At 64.0% G+C, this 21510-nt stretch carries 20 protein-coding genes and 2 tRNA genes; 15 read left to right on the top strand and 7 right to left on the bottom strand.

The features are described from left to right. The first annotated feature begins 19 nt into the window (after positions 1-19). The 3 genes from AAGW05_RS09175 to AAGW05_RS09165 are packed head-to-tail and all read left to right on the top strand — an operon-like array spanning position 20 to position 3707. The gene (locus AAGW05_RS09175; RefSeq protein ID WP_411804201.1) at positions 20-1417 is read left to right on the top strand and encodes an acetyl-CoA C-acetyltransferase; all 1398 of its coding nucleotides are present in this window, start codon (positions 20-22) and stop codon (positions 1415-1417) included. A 5-nt stretch (positions 1418-1422) separates the two neighbouring features. Further along, positions 1423-2799 carry a 3-oxoacyl-ACP reductase gene (locus AAGW05_RS09170; RefSeq protein ID WP_411804200.1) on the top strand — a complete coding sequence of 459 codons (1377 nt, stop codon included), beginning with the start codon at positions 1423-1425 and terminating at the stop codon, positions 2797-2799. Next, positions 2796-3707 carry a MaoC family dehydratase gene (locus AAGW05_RS09165; RefSeq protein ID WP_411804199.1) on the top strand — a complete coding sequence of 304 codons (912 nt, stop codon included), beginning with the start codon at positions 2796-2798 and terminating at the stop codon, positions 3705-3707. The genes AAGW05_RS09170 and AAGW05_RS09165 overlap by 4 nt, the downstream gene beginning before the upstream one ends. A gap of 298 nt (positions 3708-4005) precedes the next feature. Here the strand turns inward: AAGW05_RS09165 and AAGW05_RS09160 are convergent, their stop codons facing one another. The 4 genes from AAGW05_RS09160 to AAGW05_RS09145 all read right to left on the bottom strand — a co-directional run bounded on the left by AAGW05_RS09160 (position 4006) and on the right by AAGW05_RS09145 (position 5561). Beyond that, positions 4006-4197: a hypothetical protein gene (locus AAGW05_RS09160; RefSeq protein ID WP_411804198.1), complete on the bottom strand. Its 192-nt coding sequence runs from the start codon at positions 4195-4197 to the stop codon at positions 4006-4008. Positions 4198-4235: 38 nt separating this feature from the next. Beyond that, positions 4236-5045: a DUF2786 domain-containing protein gene (locus AAGW05_RS09155; RefSeq protein ID WP_411804197.1), complete on the bottom strand. Its 810-nt coding sequence runs from the start codon at positions 5043-5045 to the stop codon at positions 4236-4238. Between the two features lie 137 nt (positions 5046-5182). Then, a tRNA-Leu gene (locus AAGW05_RS09150) sits at positions 5183-5265 on the bottom strand. Between the two features lie 213 nt (positions 5266-5478). Beyond that, positions 5479-5561, bottom strand: a tRNA-Leu gene (locus tag AAGW05_RS09145). A 191-nt stretch (positions 5562-5752) separates the two neighbouring features. Here AAGW05_RS09145 and AAGW05_RS09140 point away from each other — a divergent pair. Continuing rightward, complete coding sequence (locus tag AAGW05_RS09140) at positions 5753-7057, top strand: M20/M25/M40 family metallo-hydrolase (RefSeq protein ID WP_411804196.1); 1305 nt, start codon at positions 5753-5755, stop codon at positions 7055-7057. An 11-nt stretch (positions 7058-7068) separates the two neighbouring features. Next, positions 7069-8226 (top strand): acyl-CoA dehydrogenase family protein, encoded by a 1158-nt coding sequence (locus AAGW05_RS09135; RefSeq protein ID WP_411804195.1) that lies wholly within the window; start codon positions 7069-7071, stop codon positions 8224-8226. 7 nt (positions 8227-8233) lie between these two features. Here AAGW05_RS09135 and AAGW05_RS09130 read toward each other — a convergent pair whose 3' ends face one another. Beyond that, on the bottom strand, positions 8234-8473 hold the full coding sequence (locus AAGW05_RS09130) for a DUF5703 family protein (protein WP_411804194.1): 240 nt from the start codon (positions 8471-8473) through the stop codon (positions 8234-8236). A gap of 128 nt (positions 8474-8601) precedes the next feature. Here AAGW05_RS09130 and AAGW05_RS09125 point away from each other — a divergent pair, with 128 nt between their 5' ends. Further along, the gene (locus AAGW05_RS09125; protein ID WP_411804193.1) at positions 8602-8889 is read left to right on the top strand and encodes a hypothetical protein; all 288 of its coding nucleotides are present in this window, start codon (positions 8602-8604) and stop codon (positions 8887-8889) included. Between the two features lie 374 nt (positions 8890-9263). On the opposite strand, the gene AAGW05_RS09120 is transcribed toward AAGW05_RS09125, so the two are convergent. Then, positions 9264-10205, bottom strand: a complete 942-nt coding sequence (locus AAGW05_RS09120; RefSeq protein ID WP_411804192.1) for an aldo/keto reductase — start codon at positions 10203-10205, stop codon at positions 9264-9266. Between the two features lie 93 nt (positions 10206-10298). On the opposite strand from AAGW05_RS09120, the gene AAGW05_RS09115 reads away from it, so the two are divergent. Together AAGW05_RS09115 and mshC are read left to right on the top strand one after the other, a co-directional pair. Further along, positions 10299-11135, top strand: a complete 837-nt coding sequence (locus AAGW05_RS09115; protein WP_411804191.1) for an undecaprenyl-diphosphate phosphatase — start codon at positions 10299-10301, stop codon at positions 11133-11135. A 38-nt stretch (positions 11136-11173) separates the two neighbouring features. After that, entirely contained in the window at positions 11174-12472 is a 1299-nt protein-coding gene (gene mshC / locus AAGW05_RS09110; RefSeq protein ID WP_411804190.1) for a cysteine--1-D-myo-inosityl 2-amino-2-deoxy-alpha-D-glucopyranoside ligase, read from the top strand. Positions 12473-12551: 79 nt separating this feature from the next. Here mshC and AAGW05_RS09105 read toward each other — a convergent pair whose 3' ends face one another. Further along, complete coding sequence (locus AAGW05_RS09105; RefSeq protein WP_411804189.1) at positions 12552-13442, bottom strand: PAC2 family protein; 891 nt, start codon at positions 13440-13442, stop codon at positions 12552-12554. Positions 13443-13539: 97 nt separating this feature from the next. Here AAGW05_RS09105 and AAGW05_RS09100 point away from each other — a divergent pair, with 97 nt between their 5' ends. From AAGW05_RS09100 to prcB, 7 genes are all read left to right on the top strand, one after another. Continuing rightward, entirely contained in the window at positions 13540-14277 is a 738-nt protein-coding gene (locus AAGW05_RS09100; RefSeq protein ID WP_411804188.1) for an HAD family hydrolase, read from the top strand. Further along, complete coding sequence (locus AAGW05_RS09095) at positions 14274-15440, top strand: site-2 protease family protein (RefSeq protein WP_411804187.1); 1167 nt, start codon at positions 14274-14276, stop codon at positions 15438-15440. The genes AAGW05_RS09100 and AAGW05_RS09095 overlap by 4 nt, the downstream gene beginning before the upstream one ends. 83 nt (positions 15441-15523) lie before the next feature. Continuing rightward, entirely contained in the window at positions 15524-16645 is a 1122-nt protein-coding gene (locus tag AAGW05_RS09090; protein ID WP_411804186.1) for a tRNA (adenine-N1)-methyltransferase, read from the top strand. 49 nt (positions 16646-16694) lie between these two features. Beyond that, the gene (gene arc, locus AAGW05_RS09085; protein ID WP_411804185.1) at positions 16695-18479 is read left to right on the top strand and encodes a proteasome ATPase; all 1785 of its coding nucleotides are present in this window, start codon (positions 16695-16697) and stop codon (positions 18477-18479) included. 14 nt (positions 18480-18493) lie between these two features. Further along, positions 18494-20080 (top strand): depupylase/deamidase Dop, encoded by a 1587-nt coding sequence (gene dop, locus AAGW05_RS09080; RefSeq protein ID WP_411804319.1) that lies wholly within the window; start codon positions 18494-18496, stop codon positions 20078-20080. A 397-nt stretch (positions 20081-20477) separates the two neighbouring features. Further along, positions 20478-20684 carry a ubiquitin-like protein Pup gene (locus AAGW05_RS09075; protein WP_411804184.1) on the top strand — a complete coding sequence of 69 codons (207 nt, stop codon included), beginning with the start codon at positions 20478-20480 and terminating at the stop codon, positions 20682-20684. A 6-nt stretch (positions 20685-20690) separates the two neighbouring features. Further along, positions 20691-21509 (top strand): proteasome subunit beta, encoded by an 819-nt coding sequence (gene prcB / locus AAGW05_RS09070; protein ID WP_411804183.1) that lies wholly within the window; start codon positions 20691-20693, stop codon positions 21507-21509. Position 21510: the final 1 nt, after the last annotated feature.

The following is a 21510-nucleotide window of genomic DNA, read 5'->3' as shown; positions in this document are numbered from 1 at the left end:
TCCCGAAGGAGAGAGCTTCATGACCACCCCCACAACACCCGGCAACGAAACAGCGGCCGGAAATTCCGCCACGTCCGCAACCGCGCCCAACGCAGCCCAGGCACGGCAGGCCAAGGTCCGGAGCCTTCGCAAGGCAGTCATTGTCGGTGGAAACCGCATCCCCTTCTCCCGATCGGGCGGCGCCTATGCCCACTCCTCCAACCAGGACATGCTGACTGCTGCCCTCGATGGCCTGGTTGCTCGTTTTGGCCTGGCCGACGAGGAAATCGGAGAGGTTGCCGCCGGCGCCGTTCTGAAGCATTCAAGGGACTTCAACCTGACAAGGGAAGCCGTCCTTGGCTCGGCACTTTCGGCCACGACGCCTGCCTACGACCTCCAGCAGGCCTGCGCGACAGGCCTGGAGGCGGTCATCGGCCTCGCCAACAAGATCAAGCTTGGGCAGATTGACTCGGCCATTGCCGGCGGTGTCGATTCTGCCTCGGATGCCCCCATCGCCGTCAGCGAAGGTCTGCGCGCGATCCTCCTTGACCTCAACCGTGCCAAGACCATGGGGGAGAAGGTGAAAATCGTCAGCCGCATCCGGCCCAAGGACCTCACGCCCGATGCACCCTCCACCGGGGAACCCCGAACGGGGCTTTCGATGGGCGAGCACCAGGCGCTGACCACCGCGCAGTGGAAGATCAGCCGCGAGGCCCAGGACGAACTTGCCCTCGCCAGCCACAAGAATCTGGCTGCTGCCTACGATCGGAATTTCTTCGACGACCTCATCACTCCGTTCCGCGGCCTGGCAAGGGACTCAAACCTGCGGGCCGACTCCACCCTTGAGAAGCTGGCGAAGCTCACGCCCGTCTTCGGCAAGTCACTGGGGGGCAACGCCACCATGACAGCCGGCAACTCGACACCTCTGACCGACGGCGCCTCAACTGTCCTGCTCGCCTCCGAAGAGTGGGCCACCGCGCGTGACCTGCCCATCTTGGCCGACGTGATCGACGGCGAAGCGGCGGCGGTTGACTTTGTCCATGGCAAGGACGGGCTGCTCATGGCCCCGGCCTTCGCCGTTCCGCGCCTGCTGGCCCGCAACGGGTTGACGCTGGATGACATTGACTATTTTGAGATCCATGAAGCCTTCGCCGGCACGGTGCTGAGCACGCTGGCGGCATGGGAGGATCCAGAATTCGGCACCACGCGCCTGGGCCTTGACGGCGCCTTCGGCTCGATTGACAGGGCCAAGCTCAACGTCAACGGATCGTCCCTGGCCGCAGGCCATCCCTTCGCCGCCACCGGAGGGCGACTCGTCGCAACCCTCGCCAAGATGCTCCATGAGCGCGGACAGGTTCACGGGCGCCCGGCCCGCGGCCTGATATCGGTCTGCGCGGCCGGCGGCCAGGGCGTCGTGGCGATCCTGGAAGCACGGTAGCCCCCATGACGTCGACCAAGAAGACTGCCGGCACACGCCACAAGGCAGACAAATACACCGAGTTCGTCAGCCGCGGCTTCGGCAAGGACGTGGCCAAGCGCCTTGGCCTGCCCCAGCCGGCGATCCTGCGCCGCTACGAGCCGAATGCCCCGCTTGTGGGTGGCCCGATCCTTGTCCTTGGAAACGGAGCAGGGTCCGACGCCGTCGCGAAAGTCCTGCTCGGCTGGCACCAGGACGTCCGCAGGCACGCAACGCCCAAGGAAAAGCTGGGCGCCGTCGTCGTGGTCCTCGATGAACTTGAACACCCGGAACAGCTCGCGAACCCCCTGCTTGCCCTCGGAGCGTCACTGCGTGACGTCAGCAAGAACGCCAGGGTCGTTAGCATCTCCCGCCCCGCGGCGGCCAGTGACAAGCCTGCCGTGGCGGCAGCCCGCAACGGTGTTGACGGCTTTATCCGCTCACTGGCCAAGGAACTGCGCTCCGGGGCCACAGCCAACGGCATCCTGCTCGCCAATGGCATCCCGGCATCCTCGCCCAGTGCCATGGCGTCACTGCGCTTCCTCCTTTCGGGCCGCTCGGCCTTCATTGACGGCCAGTTCCTCACGGCGTCGTCGGCCGGCTCCACAGCTGAGCCCGACTGGAACAAGCCGCTCGACGGCAGCATCGCCGTCGTCACCGGCGCAGCCCGGGGGATTGGCGCAGCCATCGCCCGCACCCTGGCCCGGGACGGGGCGACCGTCATTGCCGTTGACGTCCCGGCGGCAGGTGACCACTTGGCCGCCGTCGCCAATGAAATCCACGGCACGGCGCTCCAGCTTGACATCACCAACCCCGAGGCCGGCAGCCGCATCCTTGAGCATGCCATCTCACGCCATGGACGACTGGACATTCTCGTGCACAACGCCGGCATCACGCGAGATAAATTGCTGGCCAACATGGACAACGCCCGCTGGGACCCGGTCATCGCCGTCAACATTGCCTCGCAACTGCGCATGAACGAAGCCTTCCTGGCGAGCCCGGGCCTTGGTGAAAATCCGCGCATCATCAGTGTTGCCTCCACGAGCGGCATCGCCGGCAACCGCGGGCAGACCAACTATGCGGCCTCCAAGGCGGGGGTCATGGGCATGGTTCGTTCCACCGCGCCGCTGCTGGCGGAACGCGGAGGCACAGTGAACGCCGTCGCACCCGGATTCATCGAGACTGACATGACGGCCACGATCCCCTTTGCCACGCGGGAAGTTGCGCGGCGACTGAACAGCCTCCAGCAGGGCGGGCGCCCCGGAGACGTGGCCGAGGCCATCGCGTTCTTTGCCCAGCCCGCCGCGGCCGGGGTGACAGCAAACGTCCTGCGCGTGTGCGGACAGAACCTGGTGGGGCAATGACGGGCGAGACGCTGGTGACTGAGATGCCGTCCCTGTCCAAGCTGTACGTCAACGCCGCAGCCAGTGCGGCCAAGAGCCGGCTGATCCGCACGGCGCCGGTTCTCGCCCTGCCGGCCCGGGCGGTGGAGGTGCGCGGCGTGCGGGCCGACCTGGCAAAGGTGACGGAGTTTGCCCACCTCATGGGCGAGCCCGCGCGCGACGTGCTGCCATCGGGCTACCTGCATGCGCTGGTGTTCCCAGTGGCCATGAGCGTCATGGTTCAGGACGGCTTCCCGCTTCCCCTGCTCGGGATGATCCACCTGCGCAACCAGGTGGAGCACTTTGCACCCGTGCTCTTCACCGATGAACTATGTGTTCGGGCGTGGGCGCGGGAGCTGACGGGGCACAGGAGCGGAACCCAGGTGCAAATTGTGGCGGAAATCCACAACGCCGATGGAACCGAACTGCTGTGGCGCGGGGTTTCGACCTATCTTGCCAAGGGCGTATATCTGCCCGGGCTGGACAAACCCACCACGGCGGCGGTCCGGGAGGACTTTGTCCCGCCTGCGCCGACCGCGCAGTGGCGGCTGGGCATCGACACGGGGCGTGCCTACGCAGCCGTCTCGGGTGACTTCAACCCTATCCACCTCAGCGTCTTGAGCGCCAAGGCCCTCGGGCAACGACGCTCAATTGCACACGGCATGTACGCCGCCGCCCGGGTCCTGGCGACAGTGCCGCAGTCCAAGCCCAACTCGTTCAGCTGGGACATCTCCTTCGCCTCGCCGGTGTACCTGCCTGCAACAGTGTCGCTGGACGTCGTTGACCACAGGACGGCCGACGGCGTGTGGTTGAGTTCGGAGTTCACCGCCTGGAATGCACGAAGCGCGAGGAAGTACTTCAGCGGAACCGTGGCGGCAGGCTGCCCCTGAGCGGAACGCCCGATGGTGGAAGGCCTCGCCGCTTCAGTGGGAGCCGCTGTTGCGCAGGGCACTTGCGCGCAAACAACGCCACAGCACTTCACTAAGGAGCCGCGGCGGCCACTGGCCGCGTTGCCTGCAGCACGCCCCACGGTTGCGAATTGTTCGGCGCACCCGAGAAAACAGCCCCATCAACGCTCTAAAGCATGGTGTCAATACCGGTAGACGCAGACTACATGCCAGCGGCGCCAAGGCTCAGCCCGCACACCAGCAGCCGTGGGCGCATGTTTCCGGCCGGTGTGGTGTCGGGTCAAGCCGCGGCCCAGGGATGCCATCCTCCGCAATCCCCAGCGGGCACCGAAAAGATGCCCCCGGTGACTGCGGCGACGAGGGGACACGTCACGAGATCCAGGCCGTCAACGGCTGGCATGTCAACCTTCGAGTGCACGTCGTTCTGCCAGTGGATGGCCAGAATGCCAACCACTGCAACGTACACAGCCACGGCACCGGCCACTGCTGCGGGGGAGTGGGGATTCCAGCCTAGCGGCCCGGTGCACCGAGGCACCGGCGGTCGGCCGGAGCAACCTCGACGCCCACGCTCGCCATGGTCCCCGCGAGGCTTCCGGCGGCGTGGGCCCCGTGGGAACCCATGGACAGGGACTGCCGGCGGGCCAAACGAATCGCCGGATGAAGAAGTTTCACGTGTTCATCGGCCCGGTCGCTGCGGCTTGCCAGAACCAGTTCACTGCCGGTAGTTCCGGCGGCCATCTCGTTGTCGTACAGGGCCCGGATGCGTCCCGCCACGGAGTTGAGGAAGCCCACTTGGAACTGGCGCCGTTCCAGGACCTTTTCATGGGCTGAAAGGTAGGGTTTGTACGGGTATCCGAGCCACCATGCCGCCATGGCGGATTCCAGCTGAAGCCGCAATGAGGCAAAGAGCCGCAGGGCCTGGGCGACATCCGACTCGGCACCGATCAGGTAGATGATCTTTTTGCTGCTCGTGGTGGCTTGCAGTACGCGGAGGGTGTTGAAGGCCAAGGCAATTTCGGTGAATCCCCTGGCCTGGCCTACCCTTAGCTGGCCGCCAAGTTCGAAGCGTTCCTCGACCATGGGCTCCTGGGCTCTGCCGGCCTTCCCCGCTTCGGTGTCAATGCTTGCCTGCTGGATCCCGTACCTGACCATGAGCCGCTCGGCATGCTCCTGGAAGGTCTGAGCCTCCTCTGGATAGGGTGAGCCCTCCGCCTTGGCCAGCAACTTGATGATGAGCTTGAGCGTCTTCTCAGCCTTGCGGCGTGCGTCTTTTGCTGTCCCGTTGCCGCTGCCCGGCCCTTTTTCGTTGGCGGTCTCCATGCTGGTTGGTTCCTTCGCTCCGGTGCCGGCTGTCAATCAAGCCTCGCCTCGGACTATAACGTGCGGGTCCGACATGAGGCGTGCCGGGGAAACAAAGAGACCCCCAGGGAACCCGTGGTTCCCTGGGGGTCTGTCGGTGCGCGGGAGGGGACTTGAACCCCCACCCCGTTTCCAGGACTAGCACCTCAAGCTAGCGCGTCTGCCATTCCGCCACCCGCGCAGAGTGATCTCAGCGCACAGGTTCCCTCGGAGGAAAGAACCATTGTCCGCTGCAGCAGCGATGAATACTTTAGCATGACTTTAGGGAATGCCGCCCAAGCGCCGCGTCAAAGTGGGCTCAATCACAATCGTACCGTCCGCTTCATGGCCGGCAGGCGGTACGCGTTAAACAAAAAGACTCCCTGTGAACCGTGGTTCACAGGGAGTCTGTCAGTGCGCGGGAGGGGACTTGAACCCCCACCCCGTTTCCAGGACTAGCACCTCAAGCTAGCGCGTCTGCCATTCCGCCACCCGCGCAGGTGATCTCGGCGGTACGATTCTAACCTTCGATTGAATCGTTGCCCGCCGCAGCAGCGATGAAAACTTTAGCACGACTTTTAGCGGAAACAACAATCGGGCCCCGGGGTCCATATGTACAAGCCAATAAGGGCTCAATTCCGAGCCAAAGGTAGGCTTGGGGTACGCCACAACACCTAAGGAGATTTCTCGTGAACACGGTCAGGCCCGAGGACGAAGTTGCAGGTATCTGCTCCGATCTCATTCGATTCGACACCAGCAACTTTGCCAACAACGAAGGGCCGGGGGAGCGCGCGATTGCCGAGCATGTGGCGGCCTTGATGTCCGAGACCGGGCTGTCACCTGAGCTGTATGAGTCCTCGCCGGGCCGTGCCAACGTCGTGACCCGCATCGAGGGAAGCGACTCCTCGCTGCCGGCACTTGTGGTGCACGGCCACCTCGATGTTGTTCCCGCCCAGGCCCACGACTGGAGCGTTGACCCCTTTGGTGGCGAGGAACGTGAAGGTCTGATCTGGGGCCGCGGTGCTGTGGACATGAAGGACATGGACGCCATGATGCTCTCCGTCATGCGTTCCATGGGACGGGAAGGCCGCAAGCCCAAGCGTGACCTCGTGTTCGCCTTCTTTGCCGATGAAGAGGCCGGCGGGGCCTACGGGGCACGCTGGTCCGTGGACAACCGTCCCGAACTGTTTGAGGGCGCCACCGAGGCCATCTCCGAGGTTGGTGGTTTCTCCACTGACATCAACGGAAAACGCGCCTACCTGTTGCAGACCGCCGAGAAGGGCCTGGCCTGGCTGCGGCTGACGGCCCATGGTCGTGCCGGCCATGGCTCGCACATCAACACCGACAATGCCGTAACCCGGCTGGCCCGTGCCGTCACCCGCATCGGCGATCACCAGTGGCCCATCGAGTACACGGACACCACCCGCGCCTTCCTCGAAGGGGTTTCGGAGCTCACGGGCATTGAATTTGACGAATCAAATCCACAAACCCTCTTGAGCCAGCTGGGCACCGTCTCCCGTTTTGTGGGCGCCACCTTGCAAAACACGGCGAACCCCACGTTCCTCAGCGGCGGCTACAAGGCCAATGTAATCCCTGGTACGGCGGAGGCCATGATTGACATCCGCACCCTGCCGGGCCAACATGAGCAGGTTCTGGAATTGGTTCGCCAGCTGGCGGGGGAGGGCATCGACATCTCCACGATCCACAACGACGTCTCCCTGGAGACGCCCTTCGCCGGAAACCTTGTCGATGCGATGATCGATTCCCTCCACTTTGAGGATCCGGGATCCACTGTCCTGCCGTACACGCTTTCAGGTGGCACCGACAACAAGTCACTGAGCCGTCTGGGCATTACAGGCTATGGGTTCGCCCCGCTGCAGCTTCCGGCGGAACTCGACTTCACCGGCATGTTCCACGGGGTAGATGAACGCGTTCCCGTTGACTCGCTGAAATTCGGTACCCGTGTCCTGGACCGCCTGCTGAGCAATTACTAAGGATTCCCGCCATGAGCATTGAATTGAATGAGCTCCTGCCCGACGAACTGCTGGAACGCTTTCGCGCGCGTGCCAGGGGCTATGACGAGCGCAACGAATTCTTCCACGAGGACCTGGCCGAGCTGAAGGAGCAGGGCTACCTTCGCATGTTTGCTTCGACGGACGACGGCGGACTCGGCTTCGGCCTTGAACGTGCCGCCGCCGCTCAACGCAGGCTGGCGACGGCCGCCCCGGCCACCGCATTGGCGGTTAACATGCATTTGGTGTGGACCGGCGTCGCCCATCTTTTGGCTGCGCGAGGCGACGATTCACTGCACTACGTCCTGACGGAGGCCGTTGCCGGGGAAGTCTTCGCCTTCGGCAACTCCGAGGCGGGCAACGATTCGGTGCTCTTTGACTCCAACACCGTGGCCGAGCCGCAGGACGACGGCGGCTATTCATTTACCGGGACGAAGATCTTCACTTCCCTCTCCCCGGCCTGGACACGGCTGGGGATCTTTGGGAAGGACTCAACCGGTGGGCAGGAAAAGCTGGTGCACGCCTTCATCACCCGGGACACACCCGGCTACACCATCAAGGACGACTGGAACACGCTGGGCATGCGGGCGAGCCAGTCGAACACAACCGTGCTCGACGGCGTCGTGGCACCTGCCGGGCGCGTGTTCCGCAAACTTCCCGTGGGACCCAACGCAGATCCACTGATTTTCGCCATTTTTGCCTGCTTCGAGACGCTGCTCGCCGCGGTGTACACAGGTCTTGGGGAGCGGGCGTTGGACCTTGGCGTTGCCACGGTGCACCGCAGGATGTCCAAAAAGTCCGGCAGGAGCTACGCGCAGGACCCTGACATCCGGTGGCGGATCGCCGATGCAGCCCTGGCGATGGACGGGCTGTACCCGCAGCTTGAGTCCCTGGCCCGCGACGTCGACAACCTCGTGGACCATGGCGGGCAGTGGTTCCCGAAGATGGTGGGGCTGAAGGTGCGTGCCACGGAAACTGCGCGCACGGTGGTCGACCTGATCATCCGCGTCAGCGGCGGCGGCACGTATTTTGCCGGCAACGAGCTGGGCAGGCTGTACAGGGATGTGCTGGCGGGGATGTTCCACCCCTCAGACGACGAGTCGGCCCATTCGATGATTGCCAACGCCTGGCTGGGACCGATCCAGGAGTAATGCCGTCTCAGAAGAGGTCCAAGGTACGCTCGACCCGCAGGACCCTGCGCCGCATGAGGTATTTTCGTTCGCCACCCATGTACAGGGTGCTGCGTTCAAGTTCCCATTTGCCATACTCGGCGTGCTCGCGCACGCGTTGGTATGCATTCGGGACGGACTCTCCGGGGGAGACGGTAAGGGTGAGGTATTCGTATTGGCGTTGCGGTGTACCGTGGCCAGATGATGCCGGTTTCAGCGTTTCCCTCATTGACTGCCCTTTCCGCCCATGAACTTTGAGGTGTTCCTGCACTACCAACGTACAGCTTGCCGACGGCGGTGGGGATACCCCCTAAATAGGACTTTCAAGTTCGCTGACACACTGGTAGCGTCAATCGCATGAGCATTGATCCCCGCGCAGCACTGAACGCCTTGACCACAGCATTGGAAGAACATTTGGTGGCCGCCTCAGCGCGCCGTGGGGAAGAAGACCCCATTGTCGAAGCCACGTTCCTGGGCATCATCGATGCCTTTGAAGCCTACGAGGAAGCCTTGTTCGACGCGTTCGACGAAGTGACCCCGCTTGTCATTTACGGTGAGGACGCCGATGACGAATTCCAGGACGATGATTCCGAGGAAGGCGGCGACGAGGAATCCGATCAGGATCTCGAGCCGATCAACGAATAATTGACTAAACATTGAAGGCCCTCCACGGAGGGCCTTCAATGTTTAATAACGGGGCTTCACGTTTTTGATTCGCGGGAGCAATTGCTCGTCGCGGTGTACGAACATGCAGAGCGGGTCCAATCCGAACGGACAGGGCTGGCCGGGGTTGAGTCCCCGGTGAGGCTGCTGGTTGAAGCTGCGACTGAAAACGTCGCAGTTCCGGGTCTGGTGCAGTTGTAGTCAACGCTTGTGGCCGCCGCCTTGGAAGACCGCAATGATGCAAGCCAACATTCCTTTACGGCACGGTTCGACACTATGCGCCGTGAGATCACCGGCCGCATATTGCAGCTCTTTGACGTACTTCTCGCCGTCGGTCCCAAGCCGTAAAGCCGGATTTAGTGGCCCTTGAGGCGTGAGACTTCGCTGAGGACTGTGACGATTTGTTCCGGCAGCGGCTCAAGGGAAGACGCCAGAATTTCCTTGAGCTGCTCCTGGGTCCGGGGTCCCACGATGGCACCTGAGACACCCTGATGTTCAAGGAGCCAGCTCAGGGCCACATCCAGCGGGGTGCGCCCGAGCCCCTTCGCCGCTGTGAGAAGTGCTTCGGTAATGCGGGCGGGGCGCCCTTCCAGGTATTTCTCAACATAGCTGCACATGGTGGAGCTTGCCCCGCGTGAATCCTCGGGAATCTGGCCGCGGTACTTCCCTGTCAGGGCGCCCCGGCCCAGTGGCGCCCAACAGAGAATGCCTGCGCCGACGTGTTCGGCTGCCGGGATGACTTCCTGCTCGGCCATGCGGGCCAGCAGGGAATACTCGACCTGGTTGGCCACGATCGGGGCCTCGGACAGGGTCGCCGCCCGGGCCAGCTGCCACCCGTTGTAGTTCGATACGCCGGCATAACGGACACGCCCACTGCTGACGGCGTACTCAAGTGCCCCGAGGGTTTCCTCCAGGGGAACGTTTTCATCCCAGATGTGGGCCAGCCACAGATCCAGGTGGTCAGTGCCAAGGCGGGCGAGGGAAGCGTCGAGGCCTGCCAGCATGGCCCTGCGCGAGGTGTCGACCATGCGCTTGCCGTGCCTGTGGCTCACGCCCGCCTTTGAAACCAGGACCACGTCACTGCGGGGGACAACATCACCGAGCAGTTCGCCAAGAATTGCCTCGCTGCGCCCCTCGACGTAGCTGACGGCGGTGTCAAGCGTTGTTCCGCCGGCATCCACGAAGTCCCGCAGCTGTGCCCGGGCAGTCTCTGCGTCCGTCTCATTGCCCCAGGTCATTGTGCCCAGGGCCAGCGCCGACACGCGCAACCCGCTCGTCCCCATGAATCTTTGTTCCATACGTGCAAGCTTACGGGGAACATTGGGCGCACATGGCGCGTTTGCATCCCCCCTTGACCAGCATGGGCGTGCCCATGCTTTAGGCTAAAACGCGTGAACTGGTTTGAAGCAGCCTTCCTAGGCCTAATCCAGGGCCTGACGGAATTCCTCCCGATTTCCTCAAGCGCCCATCTTTTTGTCGTCGGCAAATTTCTGCCTTCAGGTGCCGACCCCGGCGCAGCCTTCACGGCTGTCAGCCAGCTCGGCACCGAAACGGCAGTGCTTGTCTTTTTCTGGCGAGACATCGTGCGCATCGTCAAGGCCTGGTGGGGCTCCCTGCGCGGTCGCGTCCCACGCACCGACCCCGATGTCCGCATGGGCTGGCTGGTGATCATCGGTAGCGTGCCGATCGTCCTGCTTGGCGTGTTGTTCCAGAGCCACATCGAATCCACCCTGCGCAATCTGTGGATTGTGGCAACAACCCTGATCGTCTTTGGCCTGATCCTGGCCGTGGCGGACCACGTGGCCCGCCAGGACCGTGAAATCAAGGACCTGAGCTACAAGCACGGCATCATTTACGGCCTCGCGCAGGCGCTGGCCCTCATTCCGGGCGTATCCAGGTCCGGCGGCACCATCACCGCGGGCCTCCTGATGGGTTACAGCCGTGAAGCGGCGGCCCGGTACTCGTTCCTGCTGGCAATCCCTGCCGTGTTCGGCAGCGGCTTCTACGAGCTCTTCAAGATCTTCGCCAAGCACGAAGGGGCCGAAAGCCAGTTCGGCATCGGGCAAACCGCCCTCGCCACCGTCGTCGCCTTCGTTGTGGGCTACTTCATCATTGGCTGGTTCCTGAAGTTCATCTCCACCAAGAGTTTCCGCCCCTTCGTCTGGTACCGCATAATACTGGGCCTGTTCCTTTACCTACTGCTGGGCACGGGCGTCATTACGCCGTAGGGATTTTGGCCTCCCAGGGAGGTTATAAGCTTGGCACTGTGAAAACTTGGAAGTCCCACGCCCTCCCTCAGCTGCCTGGCGTCATGCCGGCCATCCACTTGCATGAAACCACCGCCCAGCGCGTGGTTTCGTTGCCGGAAACCGAGCCCGCGAGCCTATACGTGTGCGGCATCACCCCGTACGACGCGACCCACATGGGCCATGCAGCCACCTACGTCGCCTTCGACCTGCTCAACAGGGCCTGGCGCGACCAGGGACGCACTGTCAGCTATGTGCAAAACGTCACAGACGTCGATGACCCCCTGCTGGAACGGGCCACGCGCGACGGCGTGGACTGGCGTGAGCTGGCAGTCTCCCAAACTGAGCTTTTCCATGCCGACATGGAAGCCCTGAACGTCCTGGCCCCCGACTACTACATTGGTGCCGTCGAGGCCATTGGCTGGATCGTTCCCGAGGTTGAAAAGCTTTTGGCGGCAGGCATTGCCTACACCGTCCCCGGCACTGAAGGGGAGCCCGACGGCGACGTCTACTTCTCCGTTACGGCCGCCTCAGCCGCTGCACGGGTCAAGGGACCCGACGCGCCGTGGTGGTTGGGCCAGATTTCGGGCCTCAGCGAGGCTGAAATGATGCCGTTCTTCGCAGAACGCGGCGGCGATCCCGGCCGCGCCGGCAAGCGCCACCCCTTGGATGCGCTGCTGTGGCGCGTTGCGCGCGACGGCGAACCCTCCTGGGACGGCGCCTCACTCGGGATCGGCCGCCCAGGCTGGCACATCGAATGCACAGTCATAGCCCAGCGGTTCCTGCCCAAGCCCTTTACCGTGCAGGGCGGCGGCAGCGACCTTGTCTTCCCGCACCACGAGATGGGTGCAGGCCACGCTTTCGCGCTTGAAAACACCCCCATGGCGCGCCACTACACCCACACGGGAATGGTTGGCCTTGACGGCGAAAAAATGAGCAAGTCCCTGGGCAACCTCGTGCTTGTTTCAAAACTTCGGGCAGAAGGAGTGGAGCCTGCTGCCATCCGCCTGGCCATCCTCGCCCACCACTACCGCACGGACTGGTTCTGGACCGAGGAACTGCTCGGCGACTCCGAATATCGTCTTGAGCGCTGGCGCAAGGCCGTGCACCACGCGCCGGCGGGATCGGGGAAACCCCTTCTTGCCGAACTCCGTTCAGCACTCTCGCAGGACCTTGACGCTCCCAGGGCGCTTGCCTCCGTCGACGCATGGGCCAATGCCACCAATGCGGCGGCAGCCGGTGCCGGGGTTGAAGCATCCGAACATGACGCAGACCTGATCTGCGATGCCATCGAGGCACTTCTGGGCATCGAGCTTTAGCCTGCGGGCCGGGGGCCTGGCCACAACCTAGCCCCCGGCCACGCGCAAGACAAACCTGGCCCGGCCAAAGCCGGCCCCGTCAGGGCTGTTCGTGCCCCCGGCGGCGCAGGTAACGCTCAAATTCCTTGGCGATTGATTCGCCCGTGGCCTCGGGCAGCTCGGCGGTGTCCTTCGCCTCCTCCAGCTGCTGCACATAGGCGGCAATCTCTGCATCGTCGGCGGCAAGAGCGTTGACGCCGCGTTCCCAGGCCTCGGCGTCGTCAACCATCTCGTCGGTCGACAGCGTCACGTTCAGGAAGTCCTCCAGACGGTTCAACAGTGCCAGCATGGCCTTGGGGGAGGGTGCCTGCGCCACATAGTGGGGCACTGCGGCCCACAGTGAAATCGTCGGGAGGCCGGCCAGCAGCGCCACCTCGTTCAGGACGCCAACAATGCCAACGGGCCCCTCATATTGGGAGGGTTCCAGGGAGAGGCGCTCGGCGAGCTCCTCGTCGTCGCACGTTGCCGTCACGGGGATGGGGCGCGAATGCGGGACGTCGGCAAGCAGGGACCCGACGAGCACTACATGGCTGACATTGAGTGCGGCGGCCTTGGCAAGGATCTCCGCCGTGTAGGCGCGCCAGCGGTAGGAGGGCTCGATGCCGTGGACAAGGACTATGTCAATGTTCGTGTTCGGGATGGTTGCCTTGGCGATCTTGGTCACCGGCCACTTGATCTTGTGGCCGCCGGTGGAGGTGAGCCTGACTTCGGGCCGGGTGAACTGGAAGTCGTAGTATTCGTCGGGCTCAATGGCGTCGACTTTTTTCGCATCCCAGAGCTTGTGCAGGTATTTGAGCATGTCACTGGCTGCCTCACCGGCGTCGTTCCATCCCTCAAACGCGGCCAGCATCACAGTCATGCGTTCCTCGCCGGGCGTCGGTTGCAGCAACCGTCCGGGTTCGCCCGATTCCCCGCTATTGAGTCTGCTCACGGCACCAGCCTACGGCGCCAAGGCGCGCATGGCACCATGCACCACGCGCACGCTGTGCATAAACAGTTGCACCGTCCACGCCACGTAGACTGGAAGCATGCTTTCACCCTCTGCCGACGCCGTGAACGGCGCGACTACGCCCCCAACCGAGCTCAAGGCCGTCCTGTGGGACATGGACGGAACCCTTGTCGACACCGAACCTTATTGGATCGCCGCCGAGATCGAGCTGGTGCTGGCCCACGGCGGGCATTGGGACGAAGAACTCGCCCATTCCCTCATCGGGGCGGCCCTGACAACCTCCGCTAGGGTGCTCCGGGAGGCCGGCGTGAAGCTGTCGGTGCGGGAGGTCATCGATCACCTCTCCCATGAGGTGATTGCGGGAATCCGCCGCGAAATTCCGTGGCGTCCGGGCGCCCGCGAGCTGCTCGATGAGCTCCACGGCCGCGGCGTGCGCTGCGCCCTTGTCACCATGAGCGAGCGGAACCTGGCCACTGAGGTGGTCAACGCCCTGGACAAGGACTACTTTGAATTTCTGGTCACCGGCGACGAGGTCGCGAACGGCAAGCCCCACCCGGAGCCATACCTGACGGCCGTGGACCGCCTCCGCGAGAGTGATCCCACCATCACTGTTGCCCACTGCGCCGCGCTGGAGGATTCAGTGCCCGGCGTCGCGTCCGCCGTCGCATCCGGTGTTGCCACGATTGCCATCCCGAACGCAGTGTCACTGCCCGAGGATCCCGGCTACACCTCCTGGCGCACCCTTGCCGGCAAGACGTACGACGACGTCGCAACAGTTGTCGCGACCCGGGCCGGCCTTGTGGGAGCTGCTTTGTGAACGGTCCAGCCGGGGCCACCAAGGAGCGCCGCGAAGGACTCGTGCTGGGCTCGCTCCGCGGCACGCCCATTATCTTGGCGAACTCCTGGTTCCTCATAGCCACAGTCACCGTCCTTGTCTTTGGCCCGCAATTGCAAGGCAACTTTGGCAGCTGGGCCTACCCTGTGGCGTTCGCCTACGCGCTCCTGCTGCTGTTCTCGGTGCTTGTCCACGAGCTGGCACATGCCATGACGGCGAAGACGTTTGGCTGGACAACCCACAAGATTGTGCTGAATCTGTGGGGCGGCCACACCGAATTTGATTTCAGCAAGGCAACCCCCGGCAAGGCCCTTGTCGTCGCCTTTGCCGGCCCCATCGCCAACTTCGTGCTGGCGGGACTTGGCTGGCTGGTCAAGCTGGCGTTGCCCGTGCCGGTTTCATCCGAGCAGCTCACCATGGGCGTCTCGATCGCCTTCCTGCTCACCAACATCTTCATCTGGGCGAACCTGCTCATCGGCCTGTTCAACGTGCTGCCCGGCCTTCCCCTTGACGGCGGACGCCTCGTTGAGTCGATCGTCTGGAAGTCAACCGGCAGCCAGGAAAAGGGCACCGTCGCCGCAGGATGGGCAGGACGGATCATTGTGGTCCTCATTGTTGGCGCGGCCCTCGGCGGGCCGTACCTGCTGAACACCCGGCCTGACCTGACAACTTCCTTTATCGTGATCCTGCTGGCCGGGTTCCTATGGATGGGGGCCTCGGCCTCGATCAAGGCCGCCAACATCCGGATGCGCCTGCCAAACATCGCTGCCGGCACCTTGGCCACTCCGGCCGTCAGCGCCTCCAGCCAATGCAGCGTGGCCCAGCTGTGGACCCTTCGCCGGGAATACCCCAGCGAGCCCATCGTGCTCTTTGGCGCCGATGGCCGGCCGGCCGCCGTCGTCGATGAGTACGCCTTGGCGCACGTTCCGCCGGAGGCCGCCGCCGCGACCCCCGCATCGGCAGTGGCCCGGGCACTTTCCAGGGGTGCCTATATTCCTGACGTGGCAGCCGGTGCCGAGCTGGTGCAATACCTCTCCCAGCTTCCGGACACGGAGTATGCGGTGATTAACCTTGACGGGAAAGTCACAGGGCTTCTCAGCCAGGCCAAGGTTGTTGCCGCCATCACCGGCAAACCACTTCAGTAACACCGGACGGGCCTTCCCTTCCACGGGGACACCCCGGCCAAACACCATATTTTTTGCGAGTACCGATATGACAGGACCATTTCATGAATCACCGTGCTTCCATCGAGGAACCCACTGCCGCAACAGCTACAGCAACCCCCGCAGTGACAACTGATGGGTCCCCGCACGGCGCAGCCGCACGCCGCGGGCCCTTCCGCGCCGGTGAGCGCGTGCAGCTGACCGACGAACGCGGCCGGATGAACACCATCACGTTGACGCCCGGGACGGCCTACCACACGCACAAGGGCTTCCTCAATCACGACCTTCTCATCGGCGCGCCCGAGGGATCCATGGTCGAGAGCAACGTTGGCCAGCAATACCAGGCCCTGCGCCCGCTGCTGTCGGACTTCGTCTTGTCGATGCCGCGCGGTGCCGCGGTGGTCTACCCCAAGGATGCCGGCCAGATCATCACCATGGGTGACATCTACCCCGGTGCACGCGTTGTGGAAGCCGGCGTCGGTTCAGGCGCCCTGTCCATCTCGCTGCTGCGTTCAGTGGGCGACAACGGCTACCTGCACTCCTTCGAACGCCGGCAGGAATTTGCCGACATTGCCCGCGGCAATGTTGAAACCATCTTCGGCGGCCCGCACCCCGCCTGGCAGATTTCCATAGGTGATTTCCAGGACGAGGTTGTTGCCAAGGAAGCCCCCGGCAGCATCGACCGTGTGGTCCTTGACATGCTCGCACCGTGGGAATGCCTGGACGCCGTGGCCACGGTCCTGGCCCCGGGCGGCGTGTGGATCAACTACGTCGCCACAGTCACCCAGCTCTCCCGCACGGCCGAGGCCATCCGCGCCGACGGCCGCTTCACCGAACCCGACGCCTGGGAATCCATGGTGCGCGGCTGGCATCTCGAGGGCCTGGCCGTCCGCCCGGACCACCGCATGGTGGCCCACACCGGCTTCTTGATGGTGACCCGCCGCCTGGCCGACGGCGTCACGGGCATGACGCCCAAGCGCCGCGCCTCAAAGACTGACTTTGCCCAGGAGGACCTTGACGCCTGGACCCCGGCATCGGTGGGGGAGCGATCGGTTTCGGATAAGAAGCTGCGCCGCGCCGCCCGCGACGCTTCCTCCACAGTGCAAACCAGGCGCAACATGAGCCAGGCAGAGGCGTCCGACGCCAAGGCCGCCGCTGACCTGGAAAATGGCATCGACGGGCAATAGCACTACTATCGGCAGTACCGGCCGGCCACGGCTGGGGAAGGATACGCTCATGAACGACTCAACGCACTCCACCCCTGACAGCGCCCTCCCGGAGGGCACCCCTGTGCCGGGTTCGCTCGGGGGCCCTTATTCGGCGGGCCCCGGGCAGCAGGCCGTCCTCGAGCGGCAGCTCAACGTGCTGCGCGAGAAGGCCCGCAACCTTGACAGGCAGCTGGCCTCGGCCACCCAAAACAACTCAAAGCTCGTGGCCATGCTTGAGACCGCCAAAGTCGAAATCATCAAGTTGCGCACTGCGTTGGAGAACGACGGCGAACCCCCCTACGGCTTCGGCACGATCCTTGCGCTGAACCCGGCACGGCATTCCTCCGCCGCCGGATCGGCTGTCGCGGTGGAGAGCGTTGACATTTACGCCTCGGGCCGCAAGATGCGCGTGGGGCTCAGCCCGCTGCTGCGCATGGGTGACCTGCAAGTGGGCCAGGAGGTGCTGCTCAACGAGGCCTTCACCATCATCGCCGGACTCGGCTTTGACCAGGTGGGCGAGCTTGTCACCGTGAAGGAACTTCTAGGCACAAGCCGGGCCCTTGTCATCGGCCGCGCCGATGAGGAACGCGTCGTACGCCTTGCCGGTGTGCTGCAGGGCGGCACCGTCAAGGTTGGCGACGCCCTCACAGTTGACGGGCGAACAGGCTACGCCCTTGAGAAGGTGCCGCGTTCGGAAGTGGAGAACCTGATCCTGGAGGAAGTCCCCGACATCTCCTACTCGGACATCGGCGGACTCGCGTCCCAGATCGAGCAGATCCGAGACGCCGTCGAACTTCCCTTCCTGCATCCTGACCTGTACCGCGAACACGGACTGAAGGCCCCCAAGGGGATCCTGCTGTACGGCCCGCCCGGCTGCGGCAAGACCCTGATCGCCAAGGCCGTGGCAAACTCGCTCGCCAAGCGGGCGCGGGAACGCTCCGGTGTGAGCGACCAAAAGAGCTACTTCTTGAACATCAAGGGCCCCGAGCTGCTAGATAAATATGTCGGCGAAACCGAGCGCCAGATCCGTCTGATCTTCAGCCGGGCCAGGGAAAAGGCGTCAGACGGCAGCGCAGTTGTGGTGTTCTTCGACGAGATGGACTCCCTGTTCCGCACCCGCGGGACAGGGGTGTCCTCCGACGTGGAAACAACCATCGTGCCGCAGCTGCTCGCCGAGATCGACGGCGTCGAACGGCTCGACAACGTCATCGTCATCGGCGCGTCAAACCGCGAGGACATGATCGATCCGGCCATCCTGCGACCGGGCCGCCTTGATGTGAAGGTCAAGATCCAGCGCCCCGACGCCGAAGCGGCCGCCGACATCTTCGCCAAGTACGTCACCACGACACTGCCCTTCCACGCCGATGACCTTCTGGCCAATGACGGCAGCCCGCGGCAGACAGTCGACGCCATGATCCAGCGCACTGTCGAGGCCATGTACGCCACCGACAAGTCCAACGAATACCTTGAGGTCACCTACGCCAACGGCGACACCGAAATGCTCTACTTCAAGGACTTCAACTCCGGCGCCGTCATCCAGAACGTGGTGGACAGGGCCAAGAAGTACGCCATCAAGGACCTGCTGACCATCGGTGAAAAGGGCATCCGGATCGAACACATGCTCCGCGCCGTCGTGGATGAATTCCGCGAGCACGAGGACATGCCCAACACCACCAACCCCGACGACTGGGCGCGGATTTCGGGCAAGAAGGGCGAACGGATCACGTACATCCGCACCATCGTGCAAAGCAAGGAGGGCCAGGTGCCGGGCAAGACGCTTGAAACCGTCCACAACACGGGGCAGTACCTGTGAGTGTCGTGCGGGTCATGGGCGCCGAAACCGAATATGGCATCCACGCACCGGGAACCGAGCAGTTCAATGCCACCTGGCTGTCCACTCAGGTGGTCAATGCGTACTCGCGTGAGACAAGCCACCGCGCCTCGGCCGGCGGGGAAACACGCTGGGACTACACCGACGAGGATCCACTGGCCGACGCCCGCGGCTGGTCAATGCCCAGGGCGGCCGCCCACCCCAGCCAGCTCACCGACGTCGAGCAGGAACTGACGGCCGCCCAAATTGCCCTTGAAGGCGGTGAAAGCGGTGACGCCACGGTTCCCCTCATGATGAACATGGTCCTTGGCAACGGTGCCCGGCTGTACGTTGACCACGCCCACCCCGAATACTCATCACCCGAGGTCACCAACCCGCTCGACGCCGTCCGCTGGGACGCCGCGGGGGACCTCGTGGCCCTGGCGGCCGTGCGCAGGATCGCGGCCACCCCCGGGCTGCCCGACATCAACCTGTACAAAAACAACACCGACAACAAGTCAGTGTCCTACGGCAGCCACGAAAACTACCTGATGCCGCGCAGCGTCCCCTTCAGGAATATCGTGTCCGGGCTGACCCCGTTCTTTGTCACCCGCGCCATCATGTGCGGCGCGGGCAGGGTTGGCATAGGGCAGGACGGTTCCGGGCTGGGATTCCAGATCAGCCAGCGCGCCGACTTCTTCGAAGCCGAGGTGGGGCTGGAAACCACCATCAGGCGCCCCATCATCAACACCCGCGACGAGCCCCACGCCGTCGCCGAGAAGTACCGCCGCCTCCACGTGATCGTTGGCGACGCGAACCTGAGCCAGGTCTCCAACTACCTCAAGTTCGGCACCACCGCGATGGTCCTTGACATGATCGAGCACGGAAGCGCGCCGGAGCTGGAATTTGCCGACCCCGTGGCCACCCTGCGCGACATCAGCCACGACTGGGAACTGCAGGGAAAGCACCGTCTGGCCGACGGCACGCAGGTCAGCGCGCTTGACGTGCAATGGCGGTACCTTGACGCGGCGAAGGCCCACGCGGCGGCCCGCGGCTCAAGCCACACCAACACCGGCGACGGCCACACTGCGGCCCTGTTGGCCAAGTGGGAGGAAGTCCTCACCGGTCTGGGACGCGACCCCATGTCCCTGGCCGGCCAGCTTGAATGGGTTGCGAAGCTGAACCTCCTGCAGCAGTACCGGGCCAGGGACTCCATGGCATGGGACGATCCCCGGATTGGCCTGATCGACCTGCAGTGGTCCGACATCCGCCCCGAAAAGGGCCTGTACTACAAGCTGCTCCAGCACGGGCGCATGCAGCGCGTTGTCAGCGACGAATCCATTGCCGCCGCCGTGCACAACCCGCCGGCCGACACACGCGCCTACTTCCGCGGCAGGTGCATCCAGGAATTCGGCGCCAACGTTGTCGGGGCCAGCTGGGACTCGGTCATCTTTGAGCTGCCCACGCTGCGCCGGCTCCAGAGGGTGTCCACCAAGGAGCCGCTGCGCGGAACCGCGGAGCTGACGGGCAGGCTGTTTGAGGAACACCACGACCTGCAAGGCTTCATGGCCGCACTGCTTGCCGGATCGGCCGAGGTCCCCTGACAGGCTGCCGGCCTGCTTGTTTTTTCGACTGTTTCATCGGGCGGACGTCATGGCTTTTTTGTACATATCCACACGGACATCCAGAGCCCTGGCTGTGGGTGCCGCGGCAGATTTTGCCCTGTCCGCGGGCAGCAGCCTGCCACACGTCAAGTACCCACACCGCAGGCACCTTCAAAGGTTCGCACCACTGCCCAGCTCGAGACCCTGCTCGTGTCGCTGGCGACATCGGGGCCCGCGGTGGGCGATGAATCAATGACAGCCCTGGCCACCCTTACAGATGAGATCCTGGCACGTTCCTAAACCGGAACGCCCACATCTGCGCACAAACCCGTGGCGTCCGTGGCAGGATGGGACCAGGTGCCGTGCAGGTGCCGGGGAACCACGCAAAGGACGCATCATGGCTTCGCAGGAACAGAAGAACACATCCTCCCGCATCGAGGAAGAGCATGGGGAGGAAGTGCCGCTGCCGGCCCCCACACCGGATTCGGCAGCAGCCCAGGCCGCCACTTCAGGCGTCGATGACCTGCTCGACGAGATTGACGGCGTGCTTGAGGTCAACGCCGAGGAGTTCGTCCGAGGCTTCGTCCAAAAGGGCGGACAGTAACCGGCCATGGACACACACAGGGGTGAATTTCCGGCGCTGGAAGCTGCGGGTTCCTCGTCGTCGTTCCTTGACCATGTGACCCGCAGCCATCCGGACCTGCTCCCCTTTGGCAAGGACCTGCCCGCCGGTGCCATGCCGGCCACCCCGCACGGCACCACGATCGTGGCCCTGACGTTCGACGGCGGCGTGCTCATGGCCGGGGACAGGCGGGCCACCATGGGCTCCATGATCGCCAACCGGCACATCGAAAAAGTCTTCCCCGCCGACAGGTTCTCGGTGCTTGGCATAGCCGGCACTGCGGGAATCGCCGTTGACATTGTGCGCCTGTTCCAGGTTGAACTCGAACACTACGAAAAGATCGAGGGCACCCTGCTGAGCCTCGAGGGCAAGGCAAACAGGCTCGGTGCCATGATCCGCGCCAACCTGTCGATGGCCCTGCAGGGGCTGTCGGTCATTCCCTTGTTTGCCGGCATCGAGGCGGGCCAGGATACCGGGCGGCTGTTTTCCTATGACGTCACCGGAGGGCGCTATGAGGAACTCGAACACCACAGCGTCGGCTCCGGATCCGTGTTTGCCCGCGGCGCCATGAAGAAGTTGTGGCGGCCGGGGATGAGCGCGAATGAGGCAGTTGCCGTTGCCGTCGAGGCCCTGATTGACGCATCGGATGACGATTCCGCCACCGGTGGTCCCGATCTCGTGCGCCAGCTGTGGCCTGTGATCTACCTCGTCACGCACGACGGCGCCTTCCGGGTCGGCCCCGACACGCTGGCTTCAGTGGTGGAAACCATCGTGGCGCGGCGAACCCTCGAGCGCAGGGAGGCCTAGC

The sequence above is a fragment of the Arthrobacter sp. LAPM80 genome, from assembly GCF_046736435.1.
Taxonomy (GTDB): Bacteria; Actinomycetota; Actinomycetes; order Actinomycetales; family Micrococcaceae; genus Specibacter.
Note: the sequence above shows the minus strand (reverse complement) of the source record. Positions and strands in the feature narration are given on the sequence as shown.

Coding starts and splice junctions, on each gene's coding strand:
- dop (WP_411804319.1), top strand. CDS start 18,494: ATGGGCGCCGAAACCGAATATGGCATCCACGCACCGGGAACCGAGCAG.
- AAGW05_RS09090 (WP_411804186.1), top strand. CDS start 15,524: ATGAATCACCGTGCTTCCATCGAGGAACCCACTGCCGCAACAGCTACA.
- arc (WP_411804185.1), top strand. CDS start 16,695: ATGAACGACTCAACGCACTCCACCCCTGACAGCGCCCTCCCGGAGGGC.
- AAGW05_RS09120 (WP_411804192.1), bottom strand. CDS start 10,205: ATGGAACAAAGATTCATGGGGACGAGCGGGTTGCGCGTGTCGGCGCTG.
- AAGW05_RS09125 (WP_411804193.1), top strand. CDS start 8,602: ATGAGCATTGATCCCCGCGCAGCACTGAACGCCTTGACCACAGCATTG.
- AAGW05_RS09130 (WP_411804194.1), bottom strand. CDS start 8,473: ATGAGGGAAACGCTGAAACCGGCATCATCTGGCCACGGTACACCGCAA.
- AAGW05_RS09175 (WP_411804201.1), top strand. CDS start 20: ATGACCACCCCCACAACACCCGGCAACGAAACAGCGGCCGGAAATTCC.
- AAGW05_RS09135 (WP_411804195.1), top strand. CDS start 7,069: ATGAGCATTGAATTGAATGAGCTCCTGCCCGACGAACTGCTGGAACGC.
- AAGW05_RS09155 (WP_411804197.1), bottom strand. CDS start 5,045: ATGGAGACCGCCAACGAAAAAGGGCCGGGCAGCGGCAACGGGACAGCA.
- AAGW05_RS09170 (WP_411804200.1), top strand. CDS start 1,423: ATGACGTCGACCAAGAAGACTGCCGGCACACGCCACAAGGCAGACAAA.
- AAGW05_RS09165 (WP_411804199.1), top strand. CDS start 2,796: ATGACGGGCGAGACGCTGGTGACTGAGATGCCGTCCCTGTCCAAGCTG.
- AAGW05_RS09075 (WP_411804184.1), top strand. CDS start 20,478: ATGGCTTCGCAGGAACAGAAGAACACATCCTCCCGCATCGAGGAAGAG.
- AAGW05_RS09100 (WP_411804188.1), top strand. CDS start 13,540: ATGCTTTCACCCTCTGCCGACGCCGTGAACGGCGCGACTACGCCCCCA.
- prcB (WP_411804183.1), top strand. CDS start 20,691: ATGGACACACACAGGGGTGAATTTCCGGCGCTGGAAGCTGCGGGTTCC.